Source organism: Pseudomonas sp. P9_35, from assembly GCF_034008205.1.
In the GTDB taxonomy this organism is placed as follows: Bacteria; Pseudomonadota; Gammaproteobacteria; order Pseudomonadales; family Pseudomonadaceae; genus Aquipseudomonas; species Aquipseudomonas kilonensis.
On sequence record NZ_CP125373.1, the window covers coordinates 5207849 to 5232482 of the forward strand.

At 62.2% G+C, this 24634-nt stretch carries 23 protein-coding genes; 6 read left to right on the plus strand and 17 right to left on the minus strand.

Translation table 11 applies throughout. From position 1 onward, the window contains the following. Positions 1 to 351: 351 nt before the first annotated feature. The gene (locus QMK47_RS23065; protein WP_320389378.1) at positions 352 to 1671 is read left to right on the plus strand and encodes an MFS transporter; all 1320 of its coding nucleotides are present in this window, start codon (positions 352 to 354) and stop codon (positions 1669 to 1671) included. 124 nt (positions 1672 to 1795) lie between these two features. Here QMK47_RS23065 and QMK47_RS23070 read toward each other — a convergent pair whose 3' ends face one another. Beyond that, positions 1796 to 2551: a hypothetical protein gene (locus QMK47_RS23070; RefSeq protein WP_320389379.1), complete on the minus strand. Its 756-nt coding sequence runs from the start codon at positions 2549 to 2551 to the stop codon at positions 1796 to 1798. Positions 2552 to 2890: 339 nt separating this feature from the next. Between QMK47_RS23070 and QMK47_RS23075 the strand changes: the two genes are divergently transcribed. Continuing rightward, positions 2891 to 3109, plus strand: a complete 219-nt coding sequence (locus QMK47_RS23075) for a hypothetical protein (protein WP_320389380.1) — start codon at positions 2891 to 2893, stop codon at positions 3107 to 3109. Between the two features lie 191 nt (positions 3110 to 3300). Continuing rightward, positions 3301 to 3921: a flavin reductase family protein gene (locus QMK47_RS23080; RefSeq protein WP_253477641.1), complete on the plus strand. Its 621-nt coding sequence runs from the start codon at positions 3301 to 3303 to the stop codon at positions 3919 to 3921. Between the two features lie 132 nt (positions 3922 to 4053). Here the strand turns inward: QMK47_RS23080 and QMK47_RS23085 are convergent, their stop codons facing one another. Continuing rightward, positions 4054 to 4287 carry a hypothetical protein gene (locus QMK47_RS23085; protein WP_253478649.1) on the minus strand — a complete coding sequence of 78 codons (234 nt, stop codon included), beginning with the start codon at positions 4285 to 4287 and terminating at the stop codon, positions 4054 to 4056. A 43-nt stretch (positions 4288 to 4330) separates the two neighbouring features. Further along, positions 4331 to 4684, minus strand: coding sequence for a putative quinol monooxygenase (locus QMK47_RS23090; protein WP_253477644.1), 354 nt, complete (start codon positions 4682 to 4684; stop codon positions 4331 to 4333). A gap of 327 nt (positions 4685 to 5011) precedes the next feature. On the opposite strand from QMK47_RS23090, the gene QMK47_RS23095 reads away from it, so the two are divergent. Beyond that, positions 5012 to 5941 (plus strand): AraC family transcriptional regulator, encoded by a 930-nt coding sequence (locus tag QMK47_RS23095; protein ID WP_253477647.1) that lies wholly within the window; start codon positions 5012 to 5014, stop codon positions 5939 to 5941. Between the two features lie 136 nt (positions 5942 to 6077). Here QMK47_RS23095 and QMK47_RS23100 read toward each other — a convergent pair whose 3' ends face one another. From QMK47_RS23100 to QMK47_RS23125, 6 genes are all read right to left on the minus strand, one after another. Next, positions 6078 to 7133 (minus strand): ABC transporter ATP-binding protein, encoded by a 1056-nt coding sequence (locus QMK47_RS23100; protein WP_230151197.1) that lies wholly within the window; start codon positions 7131 to 7133, stop codon positions 6078 to 6080. A 15-nt stretch (positions 7134 to 7148) separates the two neighbouring features. Further along, the gene (locus QMK47_RS23105) at positions 7149 to 7997 is read right to left on the minus strand and encodes an ABC transporter permease (RefSeq protein ID WP_258689235.1); all 849 of its coding nucleotides are present in this window, start codon (positions 7995 to 7997) and stop codon (positions 7149 to 7151) included. Beyond that, positions 7994 to 8902 (minus strand): ABC transporter permease, encoded by a 909-nt coding sequence (locus QMK47_RS23110; RefSeq protein ID WP_214509383.1) that lies wholly within the window; start codon positions 8900 to 8902, stop codon positions 7994 to 7996. The genes QMK47_RS23105 and QMK47_RS23110 overlap by 4 nt, the downstream gene beginning before the upstream one ends. Positions 8903 to 9252: 350 nt before the next feature. Continuing rightward, positions 9253 to 10356 carry an ABC transporter substrate-binding protein gene (locus QMK47_RS23115; RefSeq protein ID WP_258689236.1) on the minus strand — a complete coding sequence of 368 codons (1104 nt, stop codon included), beginning with the start codon at positions 10354 to 10356 and terminating at the stop codon, positions 9253 to 9255. A gap of 216 nt (positions 10357 to 10572) precedes the next feature. Continuing rightward, positions 10573 to 12021 carry an aldehyde dehydrogenase family protein gene (locus QMK47_RS23120; RefSeq protein WP_320389381.1) on the minus strand — a complete coding sequence of 483 codons (1449 nt, stop codon included), beginning with the start codon at positions 12019 to 12021 and terminating at the stop codon, positions 10573 to 10575. Then, on the minus strand, positions 12018 to 13655 hold the full coding sequence (locus QMK47_RS23125; protein ID WP_320390549.1) for a 5-guanidino-2-oxopentanoate decarboxylase: 1638 nt from the start codon (positions 13653 to 13655) through the stop codon (positions 12018 to 12020). The genes QMK47_RS23120 and QMK47_RS23125 overlap by 4 nt, the downstream gene beginning before the upstream one ends. A 160-nt stretch (positions 13656 to 13815) precedes the next feature. Here QMK47_RS23125 and QMK47_RS23130 point away from each other — a divergent pair, with 160 nt between their 5' ends. After that, complete coding sequence (locus QMK47_RS23130; protein WP_320389382.1) at positions 13816 to 14697, plus strand: LysR substrate-binding domain-containing protein; 882 nt, start codon at positions 13816 to 13818, stop codon at positions 14695 to 14697. A gap of 230 nt (positions 14698 to 14927) precedes the next feature. Here the strand turns inward: QMK47_RS23130 and QMK47_RS23135 are convergent, their stop codons facing one another. Then, on the minus strand, positions 14928 to 15947 hold the full coding sequence (locus QMK47_RS23135; protein WP_214509379.1) for an alpha/beta fold hydrolase: 1020 nt from the start codon (positions 15945 to 15947) through the stop codon (positions 14928 to 14930). A 307-nt stretch (positions 15948 to 16254) separates the two neighbouring features. After that, on the minus strand, positions 16255 to 18567 hold the full coding sequence (gene metE / locus QMK47_RS23140; protein ID WP_320389383.1) for a 5-methyltetrahydropteroyltriglutamate--homocysteine S-methyltransferase: 2313 nt from the start codon (positions 18565 to 18567) through the stop codon (positions 16255 to 16257). Between the two features lie 109 nt (positions 18568 to 18676). Here metE and metR point away from each other — a divergent pair, with 109 nt between their 5' ends. Next, positions 18677 to 19594 (plus strand): transcriptional regulator MetR, encoded by a 918-nt coding sequence (metR, locus tag QMK47_RS23145; RefSeq protein WP_058546066.1) that lies wholly within the window; start codon positions 18677 to 18679, stop codon positions 19592 to 19594. 128 nt (positions 19595 to 19722) lie between these two features. Here the strand turns inward: metR and QMK47_RS23150 are convergent, their stop codons facing one another. The 6 genes from QMK47_RS23150 to QMK47_RS23175 all read right to left on the minus strand — a co-directional run bounded on the left by QMK47_RS23150 (position 19723) and on the right by QMK47_RS23175 (position 24614). Then, positions 19723 to 20220, minus strand: coding sequence for a GNAT family N-acetyltransferase (locus tag QMK47_RS23150; protein ID WP_100264215.1), 498 nt, complete (start codon positions 20218 to 20220; stop codon positions 19723 to 19725). Further along, positions 20217 to 20855, minus strand: coding sequence for a LysE family translocator (locus QMK47_RS23155; protein ID WP_013694135.1), 639 nt, complete (start codon positions 20853 to 20855; stop codon positions 20217 to 20219). Before QMK47_RS23155 ends, QMK47_RS23150 begins: the two co-directional genes overlap by 4 nt. Positions 20856 to 20879: 24 nt before the next feature. After that, positions 20880 to 21296 carry an NUDIX hydrolase gene (locus tag QMK47_RS23160; RefSeq protein WP_253477659.1) on the minus strand — a complete coding sequence of 139 codons (417 nt, stop codon included), beginning with the start codon at positions 21294 to 21296 and terminating at the stop codon, positions 20880 to 20882. Between the two features lie 586 nt (positions 21297 to 21882). Beyond that, positions 21883 to 22215, minus strand: coding sequence for a DUF6124 family protein (locus QMK47_RS23165; protein WP_253477662.1), 333 nt, complete (start codon positions 22213 to 22215; stop codon positions 21883 to 21885). Positions 22216 to 22914: 699 nt separating this feature from the next. Then, entirely contained in the window at positions 22915 to 23055 is a 141-nt protein-coding gene (locus QMK47_RS23170) for a hypothetical protein (protein ID WP_258691296.1), read from the minus strand. A 191-nt stretch (positions 23056 to 23246) separates the two neighbouring features. Then, entirely contained in the window at positions 23247 to 24614 is a 1368-nt protein-coding gene (locus tag QMK47_RS23175; RefSeq protein ID WP_320389384.1) for an HD domain-containing phosphohydrolase, read from the minus strand. Positions 24615 to 24634: the final 20 nt, after the last annotated feature.

Here is a 24634-nt window from a genome sequence, read left to right on the forward strand (position 1 = left end):
GCTCGCTCCCACAGGGGCCTGTGTACACCGGCCAAAATGTGAGAGCAACTGTCTTGGATGGTTTATTTAGCCATCCTTTCCAGGGACAGCAAGACTCCCACAGGGGCATGTGTACACCGGGCAAAATGTGGGAGCGAGCTTGCTCGCGATGGGGCCAGTACAGACAACAGACCTCCCCTGCATAAGCGGATTCCCGCCCACACCCCCAACCACAATGAGCGGCTTTCCGCTCATCCAGCGCCATGCCCCCCTCTAAACCGGCCCTCCAGCAACTGGCACAGCTCCTGCTATAGCCCTGTCAGGCTGCGTTCCAACGCGCTCCACAAAAACAATTAAACGAAGGATCCTTCAATGGACAACTCCAACGCCCTGCCCATTGGGTCGGCTGCCGCGCCCGCCCGTGAAAGAACCACCGCCAGCCGCATCAAATCGATCTTCAGCGGCTCGGTCGGCAACATGGTCGAGTGGTATGACTGGTACGTCTACGCCGCATTCTCGTTGTACTTCGCCAAAGTCTTCTTCCCCAAGGGCGACACCACCGCCCAATTGCTCAATACCGCCGCGATCTTCGCTGTAGGCTTCCTGATGCGCCCGATCGGCGGGTGGTTGATGGGCCTGTACGCCGACCGTGCCGGTCGCAAACGTGCGTTGATGGCGTCGGTGTACCTGATGTGCTTCGGCTCGCTGATCATCGCCCTGAGCCCGAGCTACGAAACCATCGGCGTCGGCGCACCGATCCTGCTGGTGTTTGCCCGCCTGCTCCAAGGCCTGTCGGTGGGTGGCGAGTATGGCACCTCGGCGACCTACCTGAGCGAGATGGCGACCAAGGAACGTCGCGGCTTCTTCTCCAGCTTCCAGTACGTGACCCTGATCTCCGGCCAGCTCATCGCCCTGGGCGTGTTGATCGTGCTGCAACAGACCCTCACCACCGAACAGCTGTATGCCTGGGGCTGGCGCATCCCGTTCGCCATCGGCGCGCTGTGTGCGGTCGTGGCGCTGTACCTGCGACGCGGCATGGAAGAAACCGAGTCGTTCACCAAGAAGGAAAAAGCCAAGGAAAGCGCGATGCGCACCTTGATGCGCCATCCAAAAGAGCTGATGACCGTGGTCGGCCTGACCATGGGCGGCACCCTGGCGTTCTACACCTACACCACCTACATGCAGAAATACCTGGTGAACACGGTCGGCATGAGCATCTCCGACTCCACCACTATTTCCGCCGCCACGCTGTTCCTGTTCATGTGCCTGCAACCAGTGATCGGCGGGCTCTCGGACAAGATCGGACGTCGGCCGATCCTGATTGCCTTCGGCATCCTCGGCACCCTGTTCACCGTGCCGATCCTCACCACCTTGCACACCATCCAGACCTGGTGGGGCGCGTTCTTCCTGATCATGGCCGCGCTGATCATCGTCAGCGGCTACACCTCGATCAACGCCGTGGTGAAAGCCGAGTTGTTCCCCACCGAAATCCGCGCCCTGGGCGTCGGCCTGCCGTACGCACTGACCGTGTCGATCTTCGGCGGCACCGCTGAATACATCGCCCTGTGGTTCAAGAGCGTCGGCATGGAAACTGGCTACTACTGGTACGTGACGGCGTGCATCGCCGTGTCGCTGCTGGTGTACATCACCATGAAAGACACCCGCAAACACTCGCGGATCGTGACTGACTGATGAGTGTTCCTGCAGTTACTGCAACGGTGACTGCAATGGCCCCATCGCGAGCAGGCTCGCTCCCACAGGGTTGGCGTAAATCCCTGTGGGAGCGAGCCTGCTCGCGATTGGAAGCGACTCGGTTTCAAGTCAACTCAGCAGTGCCCTGCTTGCCATAACGGTTCTGCGCATAGGTTGCGCCAGCGATCATCGCAATCAATATCCCCGCCAGCACCGCCGACGAACCGATGGTGCCGAAGTCCAGGCCACCCTTGTCATGAGACTTGGTCATCAAGTCGCCCAGCGTCGCTCCCAGGGGGCGCGTCAGCACGAACGCGATCCAGAACAACACCACCGACGAAATACGGGTGAAGTACTTGAGCAGCACGACCACGGCAATGGTCGAGCCGATCAGCAATGCGCCGCCAGCAAAGCCCAGGCCCGAATCGTCGGCCAGGTAATCACCGAGTGCGGTGCCCAAGGTGTTGGAAAACAGAATCGCCATCCAATAGAACATCTCGCCGCGAAAGGTCTGCACCTTGGTGACGTTGAGCGAATCCCCACTCAAGCGCCAAGCCGCGAAAATCGCCAACAGAATCGCAATCAGGATCATCGACCCTGTGGCGTAACCCAGCTCAAGGGTGCGATCCATGAAATCGGACATCGTGGTGCCCGCAGTGCTGGTGGACAGGATCACGATCCAGTACAGCATCGGCTTGTAGGTCTTGGCCATCAGTTGCGTAACCAGCGTCAGGACGAACACGCTGATCAGAATCAGCGAGCTGATGGCGTAACCGACATCAAGGGTCATCGACAGCAAATCCCCTGCGGTTTCGCCCAGGGTCGTCGCGCAGATCTTCATGACCCAGAAGGCCAGGGTAATTTGGGGCAATTTATTCATCGCAGGGCAATCTCCAGTGTGTGACGGCAGGCTCTTGGTGGCCACGGGGGGCAGACTGGGGATGCGTGGGTGAAAAACAGGTCGGGAATGTATGAAAAATCTGTCACACACGCCAAAACAGCGATTAATCACCCGTTAATGCTGACGCCGCATCTTGGACTCACCTGATCGATGACCTGCGCGATGTTCGCTCCGACGATGGAAGCGAATGACATACGCCGCCCTTAATATCTATTTAATCGATTGCTTTTAGCATTAATTTGCACATTTTAATCAATTTAGTTGGCGTGGCATTCAATCCATGCAAGACACATCGCCAACGAATCCGGAGTGACCACCATGAAAACCAAACTGATTGCCGCCCTGACCTTTTCTGTACTGGCCAGTAGCGCCTTCGCCGACGATGGCTTCGACCGCACCGGCACAGCCGCTTTTATCGCCACTGCCCACGAACGCGTCGGTTCAGCCACCGTTGCCAAGAAAAATGAAAACCACGCCATTGAGCCCGCCGTCGCCGCCGATGGCTCGGACCGTGCGGATGCGGCGTCTACCAACTGATCCCATTCATCACTACACCCTGTGGGAGCGAGCTTGCTCGCGATGACGGTGTGTCAGCCAAAATATTTTTAGCCGATACGCCGCCATCGCGAGCAAGCTCGCTCCCACAGGGTTTTAGGCTGCTGACAAAACGGGTTGATCGCTGCACTATCGTCGGATCCCTCCCAATAGCACCGGACCTGTACATTCTCATGCCCGACGACATCCACTACTACGAACCCACCCAAGGCCACGGCCTGCCCCATGACCCGTTCAACGCCATCGTCGGCCCGCGCCCCATTGGCTGGATTTCGTCCCAGGATGCCGAAGGCCGCCTGAACCTGGCGCCCTACAGTTTCTTCAACGCCTTCAACTACATTCCGCCGATCATCGGGTTCTCCAGCGTCGGGCGCAAAGACAGCCTGAACAACATCGAACAGACCGGCGAATTCGCCTGGAACCTGGCCACGCGCCCGCTGGCCGAGCAGATGAACCAGAGCTGCGCGATGGTCGCGCCAGAGGTCAATGAGTTCGAACTGGCGGGTTTGATGCCGGCGGCGTCACGGGTAATCCAGGTTCCGCGCGTCGCCGAAAGCCCGGTGTCCTTCGAATGCAAGGTCACGCAGATCATTCAACTGCAGCGGGCGGACAAAGGGCTGGTGCCAAGCTGGCTGATCCTCGGCGAAGTGGTCGCCGTGCATATCGCCAAGTGGCTGTTGAAGGATGGGGTATACGACACCGCCGCCGCCGAGCCGATCTTGCGCGGTGGCGGGCCGGCGGATTATTTCCAGTTGGGGCCTGAGGCGTTGTTCAAGATGCATCGCCCAAAGTAGGAGCAGCGCGATCCCCTGTGGCGAGGGAGCTTGCTCCCGCTGGGCTGCGAAGCAGCCCCTTTTCTGGTGGGTGCTTCGCACCCAAGCGGGAGCAAGCTCCCTCGCCACAAAAGCATTCCCATCAATGCTGATTTACCAGACCAACCCGCCCTCCTCGTCGACACCCTTGAGGTGGGTCAGCTGCAGGGCTGCCGCTTCATCGGCTTTAACCGCGGTCTCGAAGGTCTGCTCTTCAAGGATCTTGTTGAAGCGCGGCGCACCTGAACCGCCGATGGCCTTGGTGGCAATGGCGGCATGGTAGCCGCCGCCTTCCTTGGGAACGACTGCGGAAACGGCTTCAAAGGTTTCAAAGGCTTTACGTGCCATGTCTTGTGCATCCTGGCGGTGGAAAATGACGCTCATTAAACCTTCAACCGGCCAGTTTGTGTACCTGCGCCCGGCACCCTTCGGTCGCCTGGGCGGCGGAGACTTCCCTGAAGGTATGAAAATCCAGGCTGCTCACCACCAGGTCCTGCACCAGCTCGGCGAAAATCGCCATGGCCGGTGAATTGAAGTAGGCATCCATCGACGACTGATTGACCCACAGCCCCGACACCAGCCACAAATCAGCGTCACATTGCGATTGCTGCAAGGCAAAGTGCAAACAACCGGGAGCCAGGCGCGAGGGCGCGATCAGCGTACTCAGGCGCGCCCCCAGTTGCCTGGAGCAACCGGTACGGGCCCGGACGAAAGCCATGTGACTGACGGGGATCTGTGTAGTCATGTTCAACCCTCCCAGGTAATCCGTTGTGCAGCCGGGGACAGCTGCGACAGGATCAAAGGTTAAGCGCCACGACGCCAGTTTCGTTAGTCGATTCCTGCCGACCCATTGCACAATCCTGCGCATCGGTATCACAGAATTTGCCATCGATCCGGTCGAAACCCGGGAAGTTGAAACAAAAGGTTTCAAGCAAGTTTCCATAGCATTGCAGCGTCATGGCCCCTTGCACCGTGCAGGATCAGGCAAGCTTTCAACAGGATGTTGCTATCGCTGCGCCTTGCACAAACATAAGCTTTTGTTCATCGCTCCCTATCGCCTGAGGATCCCGGCATGTCGCCACTCGACCACGCCCACGTCCCGCTGGACACGTACCTGGAACAACAGCGCGCCGAACTGGCGTCGATCATCGACCGCAACACCAGCGAAGACGGCAGCTACGCCACGGCCATCGGCTCGCTGAATCTGTCACGGCACAGCCAGCCGCATAAGTTCGCTCCGGTGTTGGCACAACCGGCGCTGTGCATCATGGCCCAGGGCAGCAAACAGGTGCGCCTGGCGGATGAGTTGTTCAACTACGACCCACTCCATTACCTGGTGGTCTCGGTCTCGATGCCGTTGAGTGGTTGCATTGCCGACGTTTCGCCCGAGCAGCCGATCCTGGCCCTGCGCCTGGATATCGACCCGACGGAAATCACCGCGTTGATCGCCGATGCCGGCCCCTTGGGCGTGCCGACCCGCCCCGCCGGGCGTGGGCTGTACGTCGAACGCCTGGACACGCCGATGCTCGACGCCGTACTGCGCCTGGCGCGGTTGCTCGATACACCGAAAGACATCGCCATGCTCGCGCCGCTGGTTCGCCGGGAAATCCTCTATCGTCTGCTGCGCAGTCCCCAGGGCTATCGGCTGTACGAAATCGCTATCGCCAACAGTCAGAGCCATCGCATCAGCCAGGCGATCAAATGGCTCAACGGCCATTTCGAACAGCCGCTGCGCATCGATGACCTGGCCCGGGAAGTGAACCTCAGCGTCTCGACCCTGCATCACCGCTTCAAGGCCATGACCGCCATGAGCCCGCTGCAATACCAGAAGCAACTGCGCCTGCAGGAAGCCCGCCGGCTGATGCTCGCCGAAGGGCTGGAAGCCTCGGCGGCGGGGTATCGGGTGGGTTATGAAAGCCCTTCGCAGTTCAGCCGCGAGTACAGCCGGTTGTTCGGCGCGCCGCCGTTACGGGATCTGGCGCGGTTGCGGATGACTGTTTGACCCTGGATTTTGTGTTGACTGGGCCGGCCCCATCGCGAGCAAGCTCGCTCCCACAGGGGCTCCCTGTTCACAACAATCTATTGTGGGAGCGAGCTTGCTCGCGATGAGGCCAGCAAAAACACCTCGTCTCTTGAACTCAGGCACCGAGCAACCGACACGCCTGCGCCGGTATGGTCACCGACACCGCATGCCCAATCCCCAGGTCCATGCCCTGGCAAGGCGTGCTCAGCGCCGTGAACGAGATTCCGGAACATTCCACCGTGGTCTCGACGGTCGCACCGATGTCCCGCACGAACGTCACCTTGCCCAGCAACCGGTTACCCGCCGTGGCCTGGGGCGAGGACAGTTGCAGGTCTTCGGGGCGCACCAGCAACTTGATCTTCTCGCCAGCGATGACGCTATGGCTGGCCGGCACGTCCAGCGTGTCCCCGCCCGGCAGCCCGACCCGGCCATTGCCCAGGGTGGTCGCCGGAAAAATGTTGCCTGAGCCGATGAAGTCGGCGACGAATTCATTGGCCGGGTGGCGGTAGATCTCGATCGGCGTACCGACCTGCTGCACCCGATGTTCCCCCAGCACCACGACGATGTCGGCCATGGTCATGGCTTCGCGTTGATCGTGGGTCACCAAAATAGTGGTGATGTTCAACCGCTGTTGCAGTTGGCGGATTTCCACTTGCATCGACTCGCGCAACTTGGCGTCCAGGGCCGACAGCGGTTCGTCCAGCAAGAGGATCTTCGGCCGGGCGGCAATGGCCCGGGCAATCGCCACGCGCTGGCGCTGGCCGCCAGACAGTTTCGCCACGGGCCGGTCGATCATCGCCTGGAGCTGGATCAGTTCCAGCAACTCCACCACCCGCGCCTGTTGCTCGGCCTTGCCCACGCCCCGCAATTTCAGCGGATAGGCAATGTTCTCGCCGACGGTCATGTGGGGAAACAAGGCCAACGATTGAAACACCATGCCGAAGTTGCGCAGGTGCGCCGGGGTGTGGCCGATGTCTTGGCCATCCAGGCGGATTTCGCCGCCGCTGAGGCTTTCCAGGCCGGCGATCATGCGCAGCAAGGTGGTCTTGCCACAGCCCGAAGGCCCGAGAAAACACACCAGCTTGCCCTCGGGCAAATGCAGATTCACGTCCGTGACCGCGCAGGCCGAGCCGTAATGTTTCTCGACGTTTTCCAGTATCAGTCCAGTCATGTCTTCACCTCGAAATCAAAAGGAAACGCCGCCCTCGCCCACCAGCTTCTCCAACGCCCAGATCAGCACGAAGTCGATCAGCACGATGAGCACGGCAAACGAGAAAACGGTGGGGTCCAGCGACGACACGGTGCGGCTGTACATCCAGATCGGCACGGTCATGACATCGATGGTGTAGAGGAAATAGGTCACGGTGAATTCGTTGAACGAGACAATGAACGCCAGCAGCATCCCGGCGAGAATCCCCGACTTCATCAACGGCACCACCACATCGACGATGGCCCGCCGTGGTGTCGCCCCGAGCATTCGCGCGGCTTCTTCGACTTCGCTGCCGATGCCGAGCATGGCGGCGGTGCAGTTCTTCACCACGAACGGCAAGGCGAGGATCACGTGGGCAATGACCAGCCGCGAGGTGGTCATCTGGAATGGCAGGCTGTCGAATACCAGCAGCAGCGCCAACCCCAGCACCACCATGGGAAACACCAGCGGCAGCGACATCAGTTGCAACGCCACGGCCTTGCCACGGAACTCGCAACGGGTCAGCGCGTAGGCCGCCGGCACTGCGATCAGCGTGGCGAAAATCATCGTCAGGCAGGCCACCAACAAACTGGTGCCCATGGCCTGGCCCAGGCTCAGTACATCGCTGGCATCCGGCGATACGAAGGTGTGCCAGGCGGCCCGATACCATTGCAGGCTGTAGCTGCTTGGCGGAAAATCCAGGTTCGCCGCGCCGCTGAAGGACATGACGATCATGGTCAGGATCGGCAGCACCGCCAGCAACAGGATGAAGCCCGACAGCAGCCCCACTGCGCGTCCGGTTTCACCGGGCAACAGCGCCTGGCGTTTTTTGCTCAACGCACTCATTGAGAAGCCTCCAGCATCCGCCGACGACGGCCGGTGAAATATTCGGACAGGGTCATGATCATCAACGTGGTGACAATCAGCACCACCCCGGCGGCGGACGCGGCGGGCCAGTTCATCAACGGGGCAATCTGGTCGTGGACCATCACCGCCAGCATCGGCACCCGCCGACCGCCCAACAGCAGCGGCACGACAAAGCTGCTGGCGTTGTAGGCAAACACCAGCGTCGCGCCAGTGATGATGCCCGGCAGGCTCATGGGCAGCACCACTTGGCGAAACACCTGGAAGCGGCTGGCGCCGAGGGTGGCGGCGGCCTCTTCATAGCTGCGGGCCACGCCACGCATGGCGCTGGCGATGGGCAGCACGGCCAGCGGGAAGGCCGTCTGGACCAGGCCCATCAACACACCATTCTGGTTGTACAGCAGCATGATCGGCCGCTTGATCAGGCCCAGGCCCATGAGTGCCTGATTGAGCATGCCGGCAGGGCCGAGGATCACCAGCCAGCCATAGCTTTGCAGCAGCAGGTTGACCAACAGCGGCAACAGCACCGCTGCCAGGAACACCCGCCGCAACAACGGCGAGGCCAGGCGCGACATGGTGTAAGCCACGGGGATCGCCAGCAGCACGGCGATCACCGCGCTGATCAATGCAAGGCGCAAGGTCAGCAGCAGGGACTTGAGGTAATAAGGCTCCAGCAACTGCCCGTAGCTGGCGAGGCTGAACCCACTCCACTCCGCGCCCTTGGTGCCGACGCTCATGCGCAGCACCAACAGGCTGGCAGCGATCAGCACACCGAGAAACAACATCGACGGCGACAGGAACAGCCAGGCTCGGCGGGTGGGTGAGCTCTCCCGGGGTGGACGCATGGGCGCGACGCTCTGGTGATGGGTTAACGGTAGGTGTTCCATGGCAAGATCTCGTCAGTGGAAAACGACAGAAAAAACACAATCTCAAAACAACCCAATTCCCTGTGGGAGCGAGCTTGCTCGCGAAGGCGACGGCACCGTCAGCATCTCCAGCAACTGAACCACCGCTATCGCGAGCAAGCTCGCTCCCACACTGGCTCTCGGATGGGCCGAAAGACCAATGCACACCGCAATTCCCCTGTGGGAGCGAGCTTGCTCGCGAAGGCGGCGGCACCGTCAACATCTCCAGCAACTGAACCACCGCTATCGCGAGCAAGCTGGGTCTCGGGCGGTCACAGAGGCCGCGTACCCCTCAATTTCTTATGCCGGGCAGGCGACGTGCAGCGTTTGTTTCAGGAAGAGAAGATTTCCGTGTACCGGCGAATCCATTGGTCATGCACCGTCGCCAGGAAGGCGTTGTCGTGCATGATCGCTTTGTCGGCGATTTGCTCCGGGGTGAGGATGTAGGGGCTCTTGCGCGCTTCGCTGGAGATGATGGCCTTGGCGTTGACCGGGCCGTTGAAGATATCTTCGGCCATCTTGCCCTGCACCAGCGGGTCGAGGGAGTGGTCGATGAAGGCGTAGGCCAGGTCGGTGTCGCCCGGGCGATTTTTCGGCATGACCGAGAGCATCAGGTCGGTGTAGAAACCTTCCTTCATGCCGAACGTCGCCCCCAGGCTGTAGGCCGGGTCGCGGATCTGCTTGGGGAAAAACGCCGGAGCGTACAAGCCGCCCATGTCCAGGGAGCCGGTGCGAAACAACTCGGCGATCTGGTTCGGGTTTTCCCCCAGGGTCACCACCCGGTCCTTGAGCTCGGCGAGTTTCTTGAAGCCGGGTTCGATGTTGTGTTCGTCACCACCGGCCAGCTTGGCAGCGATGATGATCAGGTCCATGGCCTCGGTCCAGTTCGGCGGCGGCAGGAAAATGTTCGGCGCCAGGTCCGCATCCCAAAGCGCGGCGTAACTGTCCGGCGCCTGACTCAAGGTCCGGGTGCTGTAGACCAGGCTGTTGCACCACAGCAGGTAACCAATGCCATGGCCGCCGGCACCCGTGCGGTATTGCGCCGGCACGTCGGCCAGGTTGGGAATGCGGTTGAGGTCGGGCTTTTCCAGCAACCCGGCGGCGGCCAGGCCCTCGGCGCCGACGCCGGCCAGGGTGATGATGTCGTACTGCGGCCGGTCGCCACCGGCCTTGAGCTTGGCGACCATTTCCGAGGTACTGCCGGTGCGGTCGGCAATGACCTTGGCCCCGGTCTTGGCCTCGAAGGTGGCTGCGATGTTGCGCAACGCCGCCAGCCCGGTGTCGTCGGACCAGGTGAGCAGGCGCAGGGTCTTGCCGACGAACCGCGTATCGCTGGCCCGGGCGCTGATGAAAGGCACGCTCATGGCGGCCGCCGCTACCGAAACCACACTTGCAGTCTTGATGAATTGACGTCTGTTCAGATCATGCTCGCCCATGGAGGACTCCCTTTATTCTTTTAAGTATGAGGTGGGTAAAAACCGTTGCGCCCGCACCGTTCGACGTCGAGCAAAGCCCCGTACCACAAGGGTTTCACCGCCGCCTGCGGCCATCCTGAGGTTGTGCAAAATCCCTGACTATCGAAAAAAACTCATTGGAGCCATGTTCCTGGCGCATGCCTTTTTTCGAGGCATGCGTGACCTGAGAACGTGCCGTCAGACCGCCCGGATCACATGCTTGATTTCCTGAAACGCGGCCAATCCCCAAGGCCCCAATTCGCGACCCAGACTGCTCTGCTTGTAACCGCCCCACGCCGCCTGGGGAAAAATCACCTGGGGCGCGTTGATCCACACCAGCCCTGCCTGCAAAGCGTTGGCCACCTGTTCGGCAGCCGTCGCATCACGGCTGACCACACTGGCCACCAGGCCGAAACGGCTGTCGTTGGCCTGGGTGATGGCCTGCGCCGGGGTGCTGAAACGGCGCACGCACAGCACCGGCCCGAAGATCTCTTCGCACCACAACGCACTGTCCAGGGGCACATCGGTGAAGATTGTCGGCTGTAAAAAAAAGCCGCGCGACAGATGCGCGGGCCGCTGCCCACCGCACACCAGCGTCGCTCCGGCGCTCAAGCCTCGGTCGATGTGCCCCAGCACCCGCTGGTATTGCGCCTGGTTGACCAGCGCACCCATCTCCACATCCGGGTCAAACGGGTCGGCCACGCGGATCGCCTCGGCGCGGGTCTTGAGCCGTTGCAGGAATTCATCGGCCAGTTCATCCGCGACCAGCACACGACTGGTGGCCGAACACATCTGCCCGGCATTGAAGAAACCGCCGCCACAGGCCAGCTCCACCGCCAAGTCCAGGTCAGCATCGGCCAGCACCAGCAGAGACGATTTGCCGCCCAATTCCAGGCTCACGCCCTTCACCGTTTCCGCCGCCCGTTGCATCACTTGCACACCCACCGTATTGCTGCCGGTGAAGGAAATCTTTGCCACGCGCGGGTCCGCCGCCAATGGCGCCCCCACTGCCAGGCCCGTGCCGCAGACCAGGTTGAACACCCCGTGGGGCAAACCGCATCCGGCGATGATCGAGGCCAGTTCCAGCTCCGGCAACGGCGTGACCTCCGAAGGCTTGAGCACCACGCAGCAGCCGGCGGCCAACGCCGGGGCGAGTTTCCAGGCCGTGGTGACCATCGGAAAATTCCACGGCACGATCAGGCCGACCACGCCGCAAGGTTCGCGGCGCAGGCGTGCGCTGAAATCAGCACTGGGCAATGCCAGCGGACTGTCTTGCCGAGCGTCCAGGCCTTCGGCCAGTTCGGCGTAATACTCGAAGGTGGCGACCACATCGTCGACATCGATGGCCGCTTCGAACAGCGGTTTGCCATTGTTGCTCGATTGCAGGTGCATCAACCGTTCACGAGCGTCCAGCACGCCAGCGGCAATCCGGCGCAGGACCGCGCCACGCTCGGCGCCGGTGGTGCTCGACCAGTGCGTGAAAGCCTGGGTCGCGGCGTTCAACGCCTGATCGACGGCGCGTTCATCGCCGCCATAAACGGTGGTCAGCAGCGCTTCGGTCGCCGGGTTGATCACCCGCAGCGGTTGATCGCCGGCCAGCCACTCACCGTTGATGTACAGCCCGTCTTGCGTCGTAGGGAAATTCATTTCGACACCTGCGCCATCCAGGTTGCCTGGTCGATTTCGATCAGCGTCGGGCCCTGCCGGTCGCAAGCGGCGAGTAACGCATCGTGCAGTTGCGCCACGCCGTCGATGGCTTCGGCAGCGCAGCCCAAGGCCTTGGCGACGCCGATGAAATCCGGGGTGTAGATGTCCACGCCCACCGGTTCGATGGCGCGGTTGACCATGTATTTCTTGATCTCTTCGTAGCCCTGGTTATTCCACAGCAGCACGATGACTGGCGTGCGCGCTTCCACGGCGCTGGCCAGTTCCGGCAGGGTGAACTGCAACCCGCCGTCGCCAATCAAACACACCACCGCCGGGCGACCATGGCCCTGGTCCTTGCCACCAAGCCAGGCGCCAATGGCCGCCGGCAAGGCGTAGCCGAGGGTGCCGTAGCCGGTGGATGAATTGAACCAGCGGCGTGGCTGCTCCGGGTTGAAGGTCAGGTTGCCGGTGTACACCGGTTGGGTCGAATCGCCGACGAACACCGCCTCCGGTAGCGCTTGCAAGACGGTGTCGAGAAACAAGGTCTGGGCGCGGGTCGCCTCGTCCCAACTGCCTTGAAGATCCGCGCGCAACCGGGCGGCACGCGTCGCTCCCCAATCGGCGCGGCGCTCGGCCAAGGGTTGCCGGTCCAGCTCATCAAGCAAGGCCCGGGCGGCGACACGGGCGTCGGCCACCAGCGCCAGATGCGGCGGGTAGTTGCGCACGGTCTGGTCCGCGTCGATGTCGATGCGCAGCAGCGCACCGGGGATCTCGAAGCCGCCGGCAAAGGTAATGTCGTAGTCGGTCTCGGCCAGTTCGGTGCCGATAGCCAGCACCACATCCGCCTCAGCCACCAACGCGCGAGTGGCGACCAGGCTCTGCGTGGAGCCGATCAGCAACGGATGCTGGGACGGCAACAGGCCCTTGGCATTGATGGTCAACGCCACTGGCGCGCCAAGACGTTCGGCCAGTTCGGTCAATTCGGCCGCCGCGTCGAGGGCGCCGCCGCCGGCCAGGATCAATGGCCGCTTGGCCGATGCCAGCCTCGCAGCCATTTGCGCCACGGCACTCGGCGCAGCACCGGCGCGGTTGATGTTCACCGGCACGCTGGCGAGCAAGGCATCGGCGTCTTCAACCAGAACATCCAACGGGATTTCAATGTGCACCGGCCGCGGGCGCCCAGCCTGGAACACGGCAAACGCCCGGGCCAGCACGCCGGGCAATTCAGCGGCGGACATCAGCGTGTGGGAAAACGCCGCGACACCGCCCACCAATACAGCCTGGTTCGGCAGTTCATGCAACTTGCCGCGCCCGCCGCCCAACTGGCTGCGCGACTGCACGCTGGAGATCACCAGCATCGGGATCGAATCGGCGTAGGCCTGGCCCATGGCGGTGGTGATGTTGGTCATGCCGGGGCCGGTGATGATGAAACACACGCCGGGCTTGCCGCTGACCCGGGCGTAACCGTCGGCCATGAAACCTGCGCCCTGTTCATGACGCGGCGTCACATGGCGGATGCTGGAACGGGCCAGCCCGCGGTACAACTCGACGGTGTGCACGCCAGGAATGCCGAACACCTGCTCCACGCCATATGCTTGGAGCAACTTGACCAATACTTCGCCGCACGTCGCCATTGCCATTGCCTTTTTCTTGTCGTGTAAAGGACCTCGCACAGCCTGCGGCGGGACCCTTTTTTGTCTTGGGAATGGCGTTATTGGAACGGGCAGGCCATAGCGGCAACAATGGATAAAAAGTCATACTAGCCATGTCCTCACGTCATGGCTTGGATCCGAAATGAAACGACTTCCCCCGCTGCCGGCGCTGCACACGTTTCTGATCACGGCCCAATGCTGCAACTTCACCCGGGCCGCCGAACAACTGCACATCACCCAGGGCGCGGTGAGCCGGCAGATCGCCGGGCTGGAAGATCACCTGGGTTATGCGCTGTTCCAGCGCCAGGCACGCGGCCTGAGCCTGACCGCCGAAGGCCAGGCATGGCTACCCCGGGTGCAGCAGGTGTTCAGCCTGATCGGGGACGCGGTCGAGCAGGTCGGCGAAAAACGCCAGACCCTGCAACTCAAGGCCCCCACCTGCGTGATGCGCTGGCTGCTGCCGCGCCTGTTGCAATGGCAGAAGGAACGGCCGGACGTGCCGGTGGAATTGACCACGACGGTCAGGCACGGCGTGGATTTCCAGCGCGAAGCCTTCGACGCCGCGGTGGTCTATGGCCCACCACCCGACGCCTCGCTGGCGTGCGTGCATCTGTTCGATGAACAACTGACGCCCGTCTGCTCCCGCACGATCCTGGAAGGCCCGGTGCCGCTGCGTGAACCCGCCGACCTGCAACAACACCTGCTGTTGCACCCCACCCGTGACGAGCGCGACTGGAACGCCTGGCTGAAGGCAGCCGATGTGCACTTGAGCAATGTCAGCAAGGGCCAGCATTTCGAAACCCTGGACCTGGCGATGTCCATGGCTTCCCAAGGCACGGGCGTGGCGATTGGCGACTGGTCGCTGATCGGTGACGACCTGAGCGCCGGCCGGCTGGTGATGCCGTTCGAGCTGAAGGTCAAGACCGGGCTGGGTTATCACCTGGTGCATCCGCACAAACCCCAGGTGTCAGGGCCGTTGCAGGAGTTGATGGGGTGGTTGGTGGAGCAGGCACGGGCGCGGTAGCAACTGCCCCCTTCAAGGGTGAATGAAACTGTGGCGAGGGAGCTTGCTCCCGCTTGGGTTGCACTGTAGGAGCTGCCGAAGGCTGCGATCTTTTGATCTTGATCTTTCGCTCTTGATTCAATTGCCAGGGGAAAGATCGCAGCCTCGCTTCGCTCGACAGCTCCTACAGGCCCAGCGGAAGCAAGCTCCCTCGCCACAAAAGCCGGGCAGGCCTCAAGCCATCAGGGTTATCAGAGCAGATTAGGCGCCTGCACCGGCTCGATCTGCGCCCAGTGCGACGTGTCTTCGCGGTGCTGCTGCAGATACGGCAACACGGCCCCCAGCAACGGCGCCTTGAACGCCTCCTGGAAACGATGGGCCAGGCCCGGGATCAGCTTCAACTGGCTGCCCTGGATATGCGCCGCCAGATGCACGCCGTGCATCACCGGCAGCAAAGGGTCGGCGGTGCCGTGGACCACCAGCGTCGGCACCCGCAGTTGATTGAGCAGTGCCACCCGACTCGGCTCGGCCATGATCGCCATGATCTGGCGCTTCACGCCTTCGGGGTTGAAGGCCCGGTCATAGGCCACGGCGGCCTGATGCAGCAGCACCTGGCGATCATCCACCACCATCGGGCTGCCCAACGCGGCCAGCAGATCGGCCTGCTGCTGCAGGGCCGCTTCACGATCCGGCGCACTGCGCCGCGACAGCAACTGCACCAGCGCGGCGCTGGGTGCGGGCAAGCCTTCGGCCCCGGAACTGGTCATGATCAGGGTCAGGCTTTCGACCCGCTGCGGCGCCATCGCGGCCATGTGCTGGGCGATCATCCCGCCCATGCTCACGCCCAATACGTGGAAGCTTTGCACCTGCAAGGCGTCCATCAGCCCCAGCCCGTCGTCGGCCATGTCGGTCAAGGTATAAGGCGCGGCCACGGGCAAGCCGAGTTTGTAGCGCAGGGCTTCGAAGGTCAGGTTGGCGCTGCCGGGGGCCTGGCGCCAGGTGGACAGGCCGACGTCGCGGTTGTCGTAGCGAATCACTCGGAAACCCTGCTCGCACAGGGCGACCACCACTTCGTCCGGCCAATGGATCAACTGCCCACCCAGGCCCATCACCAGCAACAACGCCGGATCCGAGGCACGACCAACGCTCTGGTAGGCCAGGCTCACCTGATCCAGATCGACCCGTTGGGTCGCAACATTGATGTCACACCGAGAAGCCGCCATCGACGGCAGGCCGAAAAACAACGCGGCCAGGAAAATGAATACACGCATGAAGAAACACCGAAACGCAGAACCCCAGTAGAGCGCGAGTCTGATGAAGTTTGTTCAAGCGCGCTGCCACAGTTGCGTGACAGTTTGATGAAGATTGCCGAATGGTTACTTTTGAAGCTATGTGGGCCCTCTGTGGCGAGGGAGCTTGCTCCCGCTGGACCGCGAAGCGGTCCCAAAACGCTTCAACCTCGAAATATGATCAAGGCATGGAATTTTGGGGCTGCTGCGCAGCCCAGCGGGAGCAAGCTCCCTCGCCACAAAAAGCTCCCTTGCCAGAAACATGGTGCTCGGCCACAACATCCGAGTCTCAGGCCAGCTGGCTACGCAACTGCCGCGCCGCCGCCACCATGTTCACCAGTGCTGCTTCCGTTTCCGGCCAGCCCCGGGTTTTCAACCCGCAGTCGGGGTTGATCCACAGCCGTTCGGCGGCGATCCGTTTTACCGCCTTGCTCATCAACGCAACCATCTCGGCCGTGTCCGGCACCCGTGGCGAGTGGATGTCGTAGACGCCCGGGCCGATGTCGTTCGGGTAGTCGAACGCCTCGAAAGCCTCCAGCAACTCCATGTCCGAACGCGAGGTCTCGATGGTGATGACATCGGCGTCCATGTCGGCGATGGCCTTGATCACATCATTGAATTCGCTGTAGCACATGTGGGTATGGATCTGGGTTTCATCAGCCACCCCCGACGCGCACAAACGGAACGCGTCAACCGCCCAATCCAGGTACTCCTGCCATTGCCCGCGACGCAGCGGCAACCCTTCGCGGAACGCCGCCTCGTCGATCTGCACAATCTTGATCCCGGCCTTTTCCAGGTCCAGCACTTCGTCGCGCAGGGCCAGGGCCAGTTGTCGGGCCTGGACCTGGCGCGACACGTCTTCGCGGGGGAACGACCACATCAGCATGGTCACGGGACCGGTGAGCATGCCTTTCATGACCTTGTCGGTCAGGCTTTGCGCGTAGCGGATCCAGTCGACGGTCATGGCGCTCGGCCGACTGATGTCGCCATAGATGATCGCCGGTTTCACGCAGCGCGAACCGTAGCTCTGCACCCAACCGAAACGGGTGAAGACGTAGCCGTCCAATTGCTCGGCGAAGTATTCGACCATGTCGTTGCGCTCGGCTTCACCGTGCACCAGCACGTCCAGGCCCAGGCGTTCCTGGATCTGCACGGCATGGCGGATCTCGGTGTGCATGGCGTCCTGATAGTCATTGGCCGATAGCTTGCCTTGCTTGTAGGCCTGGCGCGCCAGGCGAATCGCCGGGGTCTGCGGGAAGGAGCCGATGGTGGTGGTGGGAAAGGCCGGCAGTTTCAGACGGGCGCGCTGGTGTTCGATGCGTTTGGCAAACGGCGAACGCCGCTGGCTGTCCTGTGGCCCGATTGCCGCCAGGCGCGCCTGGACCGCGGGTTTGTGAATGCGCGCCGAGCTGGCGCGACTGGCCTGCACCACGCGGCTATCGGCCAAGGCCTGCTGCACAGCGGGGGCCTGTGGATCGTTCAGGGCATCGCGCAGCACCGCGACTTCACCACACTTCTGCACGGCAAAGGCGAGCCAGCTCTTGAGTTCCGGATCGAGCTGGTCTTCGCGCTCCAGGTCCACCGGGCTGTGCAGCAGCGAGCACGAGGTGCTGACCCAGAGATTGTCGCCAAAGCGCTCCTGGGCCGGTTGCAATTGCGCCAGCGCCTGTTCCAGTTCGCAGCGCCAGACGTTGCGCCCGTTGACCAGGCCCACCGAGAGAATCTTGTAGGTCGGCAGGCGGTCCAGCACTTGGCCCAGTTGTTCCGGGTCACGTACCGCGTCAATGTGCAAACCGTCCACTGGCAGGCTCACCGCCAGGCCGAGGTTGTCTTGCAGGCCACTGAAATAGGTGGCGACGAGCTTTTTCAATGGCGAGTACTGGAGGATGTGGTAAGCCCGCTCGAAGGCGCTCTTCCAGGCCAGGGGCAGGTCCAGGGTGAGGATCGGTTCGTCGATCTGCACCCATTCCACGCCCTGGGCCTTGAGGCGGTTGAGGATCTCACCGTAGACCGGCAGCAGGCGCTCCAGCAGGTCGAGCTTGTCGAACGCCTCGCCCTTGGCCTTGCCCAGCCACAAGTAGGTCAACGGACCGATGATCACCGGTTTGACCTGATGACCCAAGGCATGGGCCTCGTCCACTTCGTCGAACAACTGTTCCCAGCTCAGGGCGAAGGTCTGGTCGGCGGAAAACTCCGGGACCAGGTAGTGGTAGTTGGTGTCGAACCACTTGGTCAGCTCCTGGGCGTATTGCGCCTGGCCGTGGTCGGCACCGCAGCAACTGGTCGTGGCGCCACGGGCCATGGCGAACAGGGTGTCGAGGGTCGGCCGGCCCTGGGCATTCAAGGTGCTGTGGAAACGCTGTGGCACGGCGCCCAGGGTCAAGGAGTGGCTGAGCACCTGGTCGTACCAGGCAAAGTCGCCGACGGGCAGCAGGTCGATGCCGGCGTCTTTCTGCAATTGCCAGTGCCGGGCCCGCAGTTCGCGACCCACCGCCTGCAACGCGGCCGGGGCCAGGTCGCCCTTCCAGTAGGCTTCGAGGGCTTTTTTCAGTTCGCGGTCGGCGCCGATGCGCGGGAAACCGAGGGTGTGGGCCAGGGCCATGGTGTGCGTCCTCCTGTAAAAGATGGCGCCATTGTCGACAGCAGACCCTGCATGAGACAAACTCAACCTTTTCGTGTTGATCACAAGTTTTACTCATGGAGCAACTCCGGTGCTTGAACTCCGTCACCTCAAGACCCTGCACGCCCTGCGCGAAGCCGACAGCCTGGTCGAAGCCGCCGAACGCCTGCACCTGACCCAGTCCGCCCTCTCCCACCAGTTCAAGGAACTGGAAGAGCGCCTGGGCATGCAGTTGTTCGTGCGCAAGACCAAGCCGGTACGATTCACCAGCGCCGGCCTGCGCCTGTTGCAACTGGCCGATGCCGCCCTGCCCTTGCTGCGCGGCGCCGAACGGGACATCGCCCGCCTGGCTGGCGGCACCGCCGGACGGCTGCACATGGCCATCGAGTGCCATAGCTGCTTCCAGTGGTTGATGCCAACCATCGACCAGTTCCGCGATGCCTGGCCGGAAGTCGAACTGGACCTGGCCTCGGGCTTCGCCTTCGCGCCGTTGCCAGCCCTGGCCCGGGGCGACCTCGACCTGGTGGTGACCTCCGACCCGCTGGAGCTGGCCGGCATCACCTACGTGCCATTGTTCACCTACGAAGCGATGCTCGCCGTGGCCAACCAGCATCGACTGGCGGGCAAGCCCTACATCGTGCCCGAGGACTTGATCAGCGAAACCCTGATCACCTACCCGGTGGAGCGCGACCGGCTGGACATCTTCACCCGTTTCCTGGAACCGGCCGACATCGAACCGGCCCAGGTGCGCACCTCTGAACTGACGGTGATGATGATGCAACTGGTGGCCAGCGGTCGCGGCGTCTGCGGCATGCCGCACTGGGCCCTGCATGAATACAGCTCGCGGGGCTACGTGAAGGCCAAGCGGCTGGGGGAGAAAGGCTTGTTTGCCACGCTGTACGCGGCGGTGCGCACCGACATGCTCGACGCGCCGTACATGCGCGACTTTTTGCTGACGGCCAAGGACACGTCGTTTTCGACATTGGATGGTGTCAGTGCCGTGCGCTGACTGCTTTTGTGGCGAGGGAGCTTGCTCCCGCTTGGGCGCGAAGCGGCCACAAAACGGGTCTGCTGCGCAGCCCAGCGGGAGCAAGCTCCCTCGCCACAAAAGCTCCATCACTCAAATCAGTGGTCAGCTCAAAGTTCAAGCCACATATGGATTTTGTCGTGGTATTCGTCGCCCACGCAGATCGCCATCGGCTCAAGGCCATACAGGACGAAGCCGCAGCGCTGGTAGAGCTTGAGCGCCGGGTCGTTGCCGGCGGTGACGGTCAGTTGCACCAGGCGCAGGAAGGGATGGCGCCGGGCTTCGGCGAGGGCGGCTTGGACCAGTTGGTAGCCGAGCCCGCGGTGGCGCTGTTCATCGGCGACGTACATGCCGAACAGCAGCGCCTTGTGTCGGGCTTTTTCCCGAGGCTCCAGGGCCAGGCCGACGATGCCGACCAGCTCTTGCTCGACAAACGCCCCCAACAACACATCGAGCCGGCTGCCCAGGCGTGACTCCCACCAGTTGATAGGCAGCTTGGCCCGCTCGGTGACGCTGGAGGTGAAGGCCTGCGGGTGCAATGCGTATGCCTGGAGCATCAGCTGGCGATACGCCTGGGCATCGCCGGCCCTCAACCGTCGGATGCTCACGCCGAACGCCGTTGCTCAAACATCAGGCGCAACGCCAGCGCACCGAGGACAAACCCCATGAAGTAGCGCTGCGCCGCCAGCCAGGTCGGGTTGTGGACGAACCACGAGGCAATGCCGGCAGCGAACAGGGCGATCAACAGGTTGACGCTGAAACTGACGCTGATCTGGGTCAGCCCGAGGATGATGCTCTGGGTGAACAGCGAACCGTGTTCCGGGCTGATGAACTGCGGGAACACCGACAGATAGAACACCGCGATCTTGGGGTTCAGGGCGCTGGTGAGAAAGCCCATGGTGATCAACTTGCGCGTCGAGTCCGCTGGCAACTGCTGGGCCTCGAAAGGCGAACGCGCGCCCGGCTTGACGGCCTGCCAGGCCAGCCACAACAGGTACAGCGCACCGGCCCATTTCAATACTTCATAGGCCACGGGCACCGCCAGGAACACCGCCGTCAACCCGGCGGCCGCGGCGAACATGTGCACGAAGAACCCCGCCACCACCCCCAGCAGGGAGGTGACGCCGGCCTTGCGGCCCTGGCAGATCGAACGGGAGATCAGGTAGATCATGTTCGGGCCGGGCGTCAGTACCATCAGCAACGCGGCGGCGGCGAAAATCAACAGGTCCGGCAATGGAATCATGAGCATCAGTCCTTGAGGCGTGAATCAGCAGGTAGCGAGAAGTGTCGCTCGATAAAACGGCAGGATCACCTCGCCTGTCAACGGTGCCAGCAAAAGATTGCTGTCGAGGACCGGGTCGATCCAGCACACCTCTTCAATTTCGGCAGCCGGCGAAACCGGGGCGTCGATGCTCAGCAAAAACACCTCGGCCTGCACGGTAAACCCCGGTTCGTTGGCCGCCGGCGCGCTGAACACGCCCAGGTAACGGGCCTGTGCCGGGTCGATCTGCAACCCAAGCTCTTCTTCCAGCTCGCGGGCCAGCGCCTGCACCGGTTGTTCATGGGCCTCGATCTTGCCGCCCGGCTGCATGAAGGCCCGGGTGCCGCGCTTGCGCACCAGCAGGGTTCGACCGTCGGGCCCGAGCAACAGGGCGGCGGCGATGCGGATGAGGGAAGTGGTCATGGGTAATCGAAGCCTTGGCCGGGAAATGGCGGGGAGATTACAGCGCGTAGGGGTGGGAGCAAAGTCTGGTGCGGGACTAAAAATCAGCGCAGTTTCCCTGTGGTCAGTTTCGACCGATTGGGGTTGGTGTGTATATCCGTTGCTGCGGTCACGGCGACTTAGGGTTCCGCCCTGACGGCGGCTCACTTTTGAGAAGCGCAAAAGTAAGCAAAACGCTCATGCCCCACCACTCGGCACCTCGCTCAGGCTCGGTGTGCCCTCACTCCGGCATTGCTCCGTGGGCCCGCCGCGAAGGGCCATCCATGGCCCAGCGCGGCTACCTCGGCATCCATGCCGAGGTGCCCACTGCGCAACGCCTGCGTTCGGCCAGCGTGGTTAACGGGGCGCCGAGATCAACGTCCACCGCGAGGCGGCCTAGTAGCCGGCCTGGCTCTTGCGGTCGTACACCTCATCAGATCTGTGGGAACCATCAGATCTGTGGGAGCAAAGCTTGCTCGCGAGGCGGCCTGACAGCCGACCTGGCTCTCCCGGTCGTACTCCGGTCCAATTGTGGAAGCGAGCCTTCTCGCTTCTGCGCGCGGTGTGGTCAGGGTTGTGTATTGACGTTATCCAGCATCCGATTCGCCAATAAAGCGCCCAGCTCGATCAGTTGCTGAATGCCAAGGGCAACATGGCGTCGCGAGCCTTTAAGGTCGAAGGCAAGGTCGCTGACCATGGCATCGGCTGAGGCCAAAGTTTCGCTGAGGTTGGCCAGCAGGCTTTCGGTGTCGACACCGGCCACGACGGTGAACAGTTGACCTGAGGGCTTTTTCTTTTTGGCTTGAGGCTTGGGGTCGAGATAATGGTCGATGGCGCGCTTGGCGGCTTCATCGAGTTCTTGGGGATCGGTTTCGGGGGGATTGGGTGTGGCTTTGAACATAGGGTGACACTCCGTCTACAGGTTGGAGCTGCCACGTTCGTTTCCAAGCGAGGGGTGGCAGCCGTACGCAGGTTGGAAAACCGGGGTAAACGAGCCCGACAGACCCGAAGGTCTCCCGCGCACAGCCGCCATAACGAAAGCATGGTCAAAAAACGACCGCAAGCATACGTCATGAAGGGCGCTTTCGCGCCGTCTACTTATCGGGTTTCCAAGCCCGGCCGCTGAATTTGCAGCGACGGGAAAAGACTAGCGACAGCCCTTCCCACCCGGCAACCGCCAGAGTTCGTCGGAAAAATCTGCTGCAACCCGGAGGATTGTCCGACCATTCCCACAATCCTGGTCGGCTGTCAGGCCGCCATCGCGAGCAAGCTCGCTCCCACACAGGTTTTTGGTCGTTTATAAGATCCGTGTCCACCGCCGATCCCTGTGGGAGCCGAGCTTGCTCGCGATAGCGATGGGTCTGCTTGCATCCATGTTGAATGTGCCGCCGCCTTCGCGAGCAGGCTCGCTCCCACAGTTGGATTGAAGTACAGCCGCCAGAGACAGGTCGGCTGTTAGGCCGCCTTCGCGAGCAAGCTCGCTCCCACAATGGGATCGGGGTACGACCGGAAGAATCAGGTCGGCTGTAAGGCCGCCTCGCGAGCAAGCTTTGCTCCCACAGATCTGACGGGTGTACGACCGGGAGAACCAGGTCGGCTGTTAGGCCGCCTCGCGGTGGACGTTGATCTCGGGCGCCCCGTTAACCACGATGGCCGAACGCAGGCATTGCGCAGTGGGCACCTCGGCATGGATGCCGAGGTAGCCGCGCTGGGCCATGGATGGCCCTTCGCGGCGGCCCACGGAGCAATGCCGGAGTGAGGGCACACCGAGCCTGAGCGAGGTGCCGAGTGGTGGGGCAAAGCGCTTTTGGTTACTTTTGGCTGGTCCGGCTCCCGGCTCTTCCAAAAGTGACCCGCCGTCAGGGCGGAACCCTAAGCCGCCGTTACCGCAGCAACGGATATGTACCCAACCCAACCCAACCCAGACCCCAGTCACCCCAAAATCGGCTTCGGCGCCGTAGGGTCGGCCTGCTCTTCGGGGATCTTGACGAACACGCTATACCGCGCCCCCTCCATCGCTTCGAAGGCAATGAGTTTTTCGATCAACGGCCCGCTCAGGATTTTGCCAGCGTTGAGCAGCAACATGCCGTTGTCGGCATTGAGGTTGCGCGCCAGGATCATCCCCGCGGTCAACTCGCGCGTGGTGGAGACTTGTACCGTCGGGTCCGACAGGGTCACGTCTTCCAGGTATTCGGCACACGCCTGGATGAAATCCTCGATCATATCCGGGTCGTACAGCTTGCCCGCGTACTTGCGGATGTAGACCAGCGCTTCGTCGCTGTTCATCTGCCGCTCCAGGATCAACCCGCGCTGCAGCTCGATGAAGTCCACCGCCAGTTTCAACAGCCGCGAACCGAACGGAATGGCCTCGCCCCGAAGGTGCTCGGGGAAACCGCTGCCGTCCCAACGCTCCTGGTGATGGCGAATGATCCGCGCCGCGTCCTTCATCGGGTCCAGGGTCATCAGCAGCGATTCGCTCTGCTTCGGATAGGCCCGATAGAGCTCAAGTTCGTTGTGGTGCAGCAAGTCGGCAGGCGTGACCATCATGTTGTCGGTCCAGCTCAGCTTGCCGATGTTGTAGAGCGCCGCGGCCATGGTCAGGTCGCGGTCGGCGGACTCATCGAGGAAATGCAGCCGGCTATAGACCCTGATCAACTCGATGATCTGCCGGTTGGTCTGCTTGGCCTTGGGCAGGCGCAGGTTGGCGATCAGCGAAAACACCTCGGTGCTGGTCACATAACTGCGCTTGAGCTCGTCATAGGCCAAATCGAGCATGTCGGCGGTCTGCTGCAGCTCGGAGGTGCGCGACGCCACGCGTTTTTCCAGGGTGGCGTTAAGGGTCTTGAGTTGCTGGTTCTGCTCGCGGTTCAGCGCTTCGAGGCGCTGGCGCTCGCTTTCGGAATGCTGGTGGGACAGGGCCTGGCGCAAGGCCTGCACCAGTTCCTCATCGTTCCAGGGCTTGCTGAGGTAGCGATAGAGCTGCCCCTCGTTGATGGCCTTGGTCATCATGTCCACATCGGCATAACCGGTGAGCAGGATGCGCAAGGTCGATGGGTACAGCTTGCGGATTTCGGCCAGCAGCGTGGCGCCATCCATGTTCGGCATGCGCGCATCGGTCATCACCAGGTCGACCGGCCGCTCCTTGAGAATTTCCAAGGCCTTGGCGCCACTGTCGGCCAGCAGAATCTCGTACGGCTGGCTGCGCAATAGCCGACGCAGGCTATTGAGGATCGACTCTTCGTCATCGACCAACAGCACCGCTGGTTTCCTTACCGGAACATCCGGCGATTGATCTTCCATTTGAAACCCCCCTCCTATTC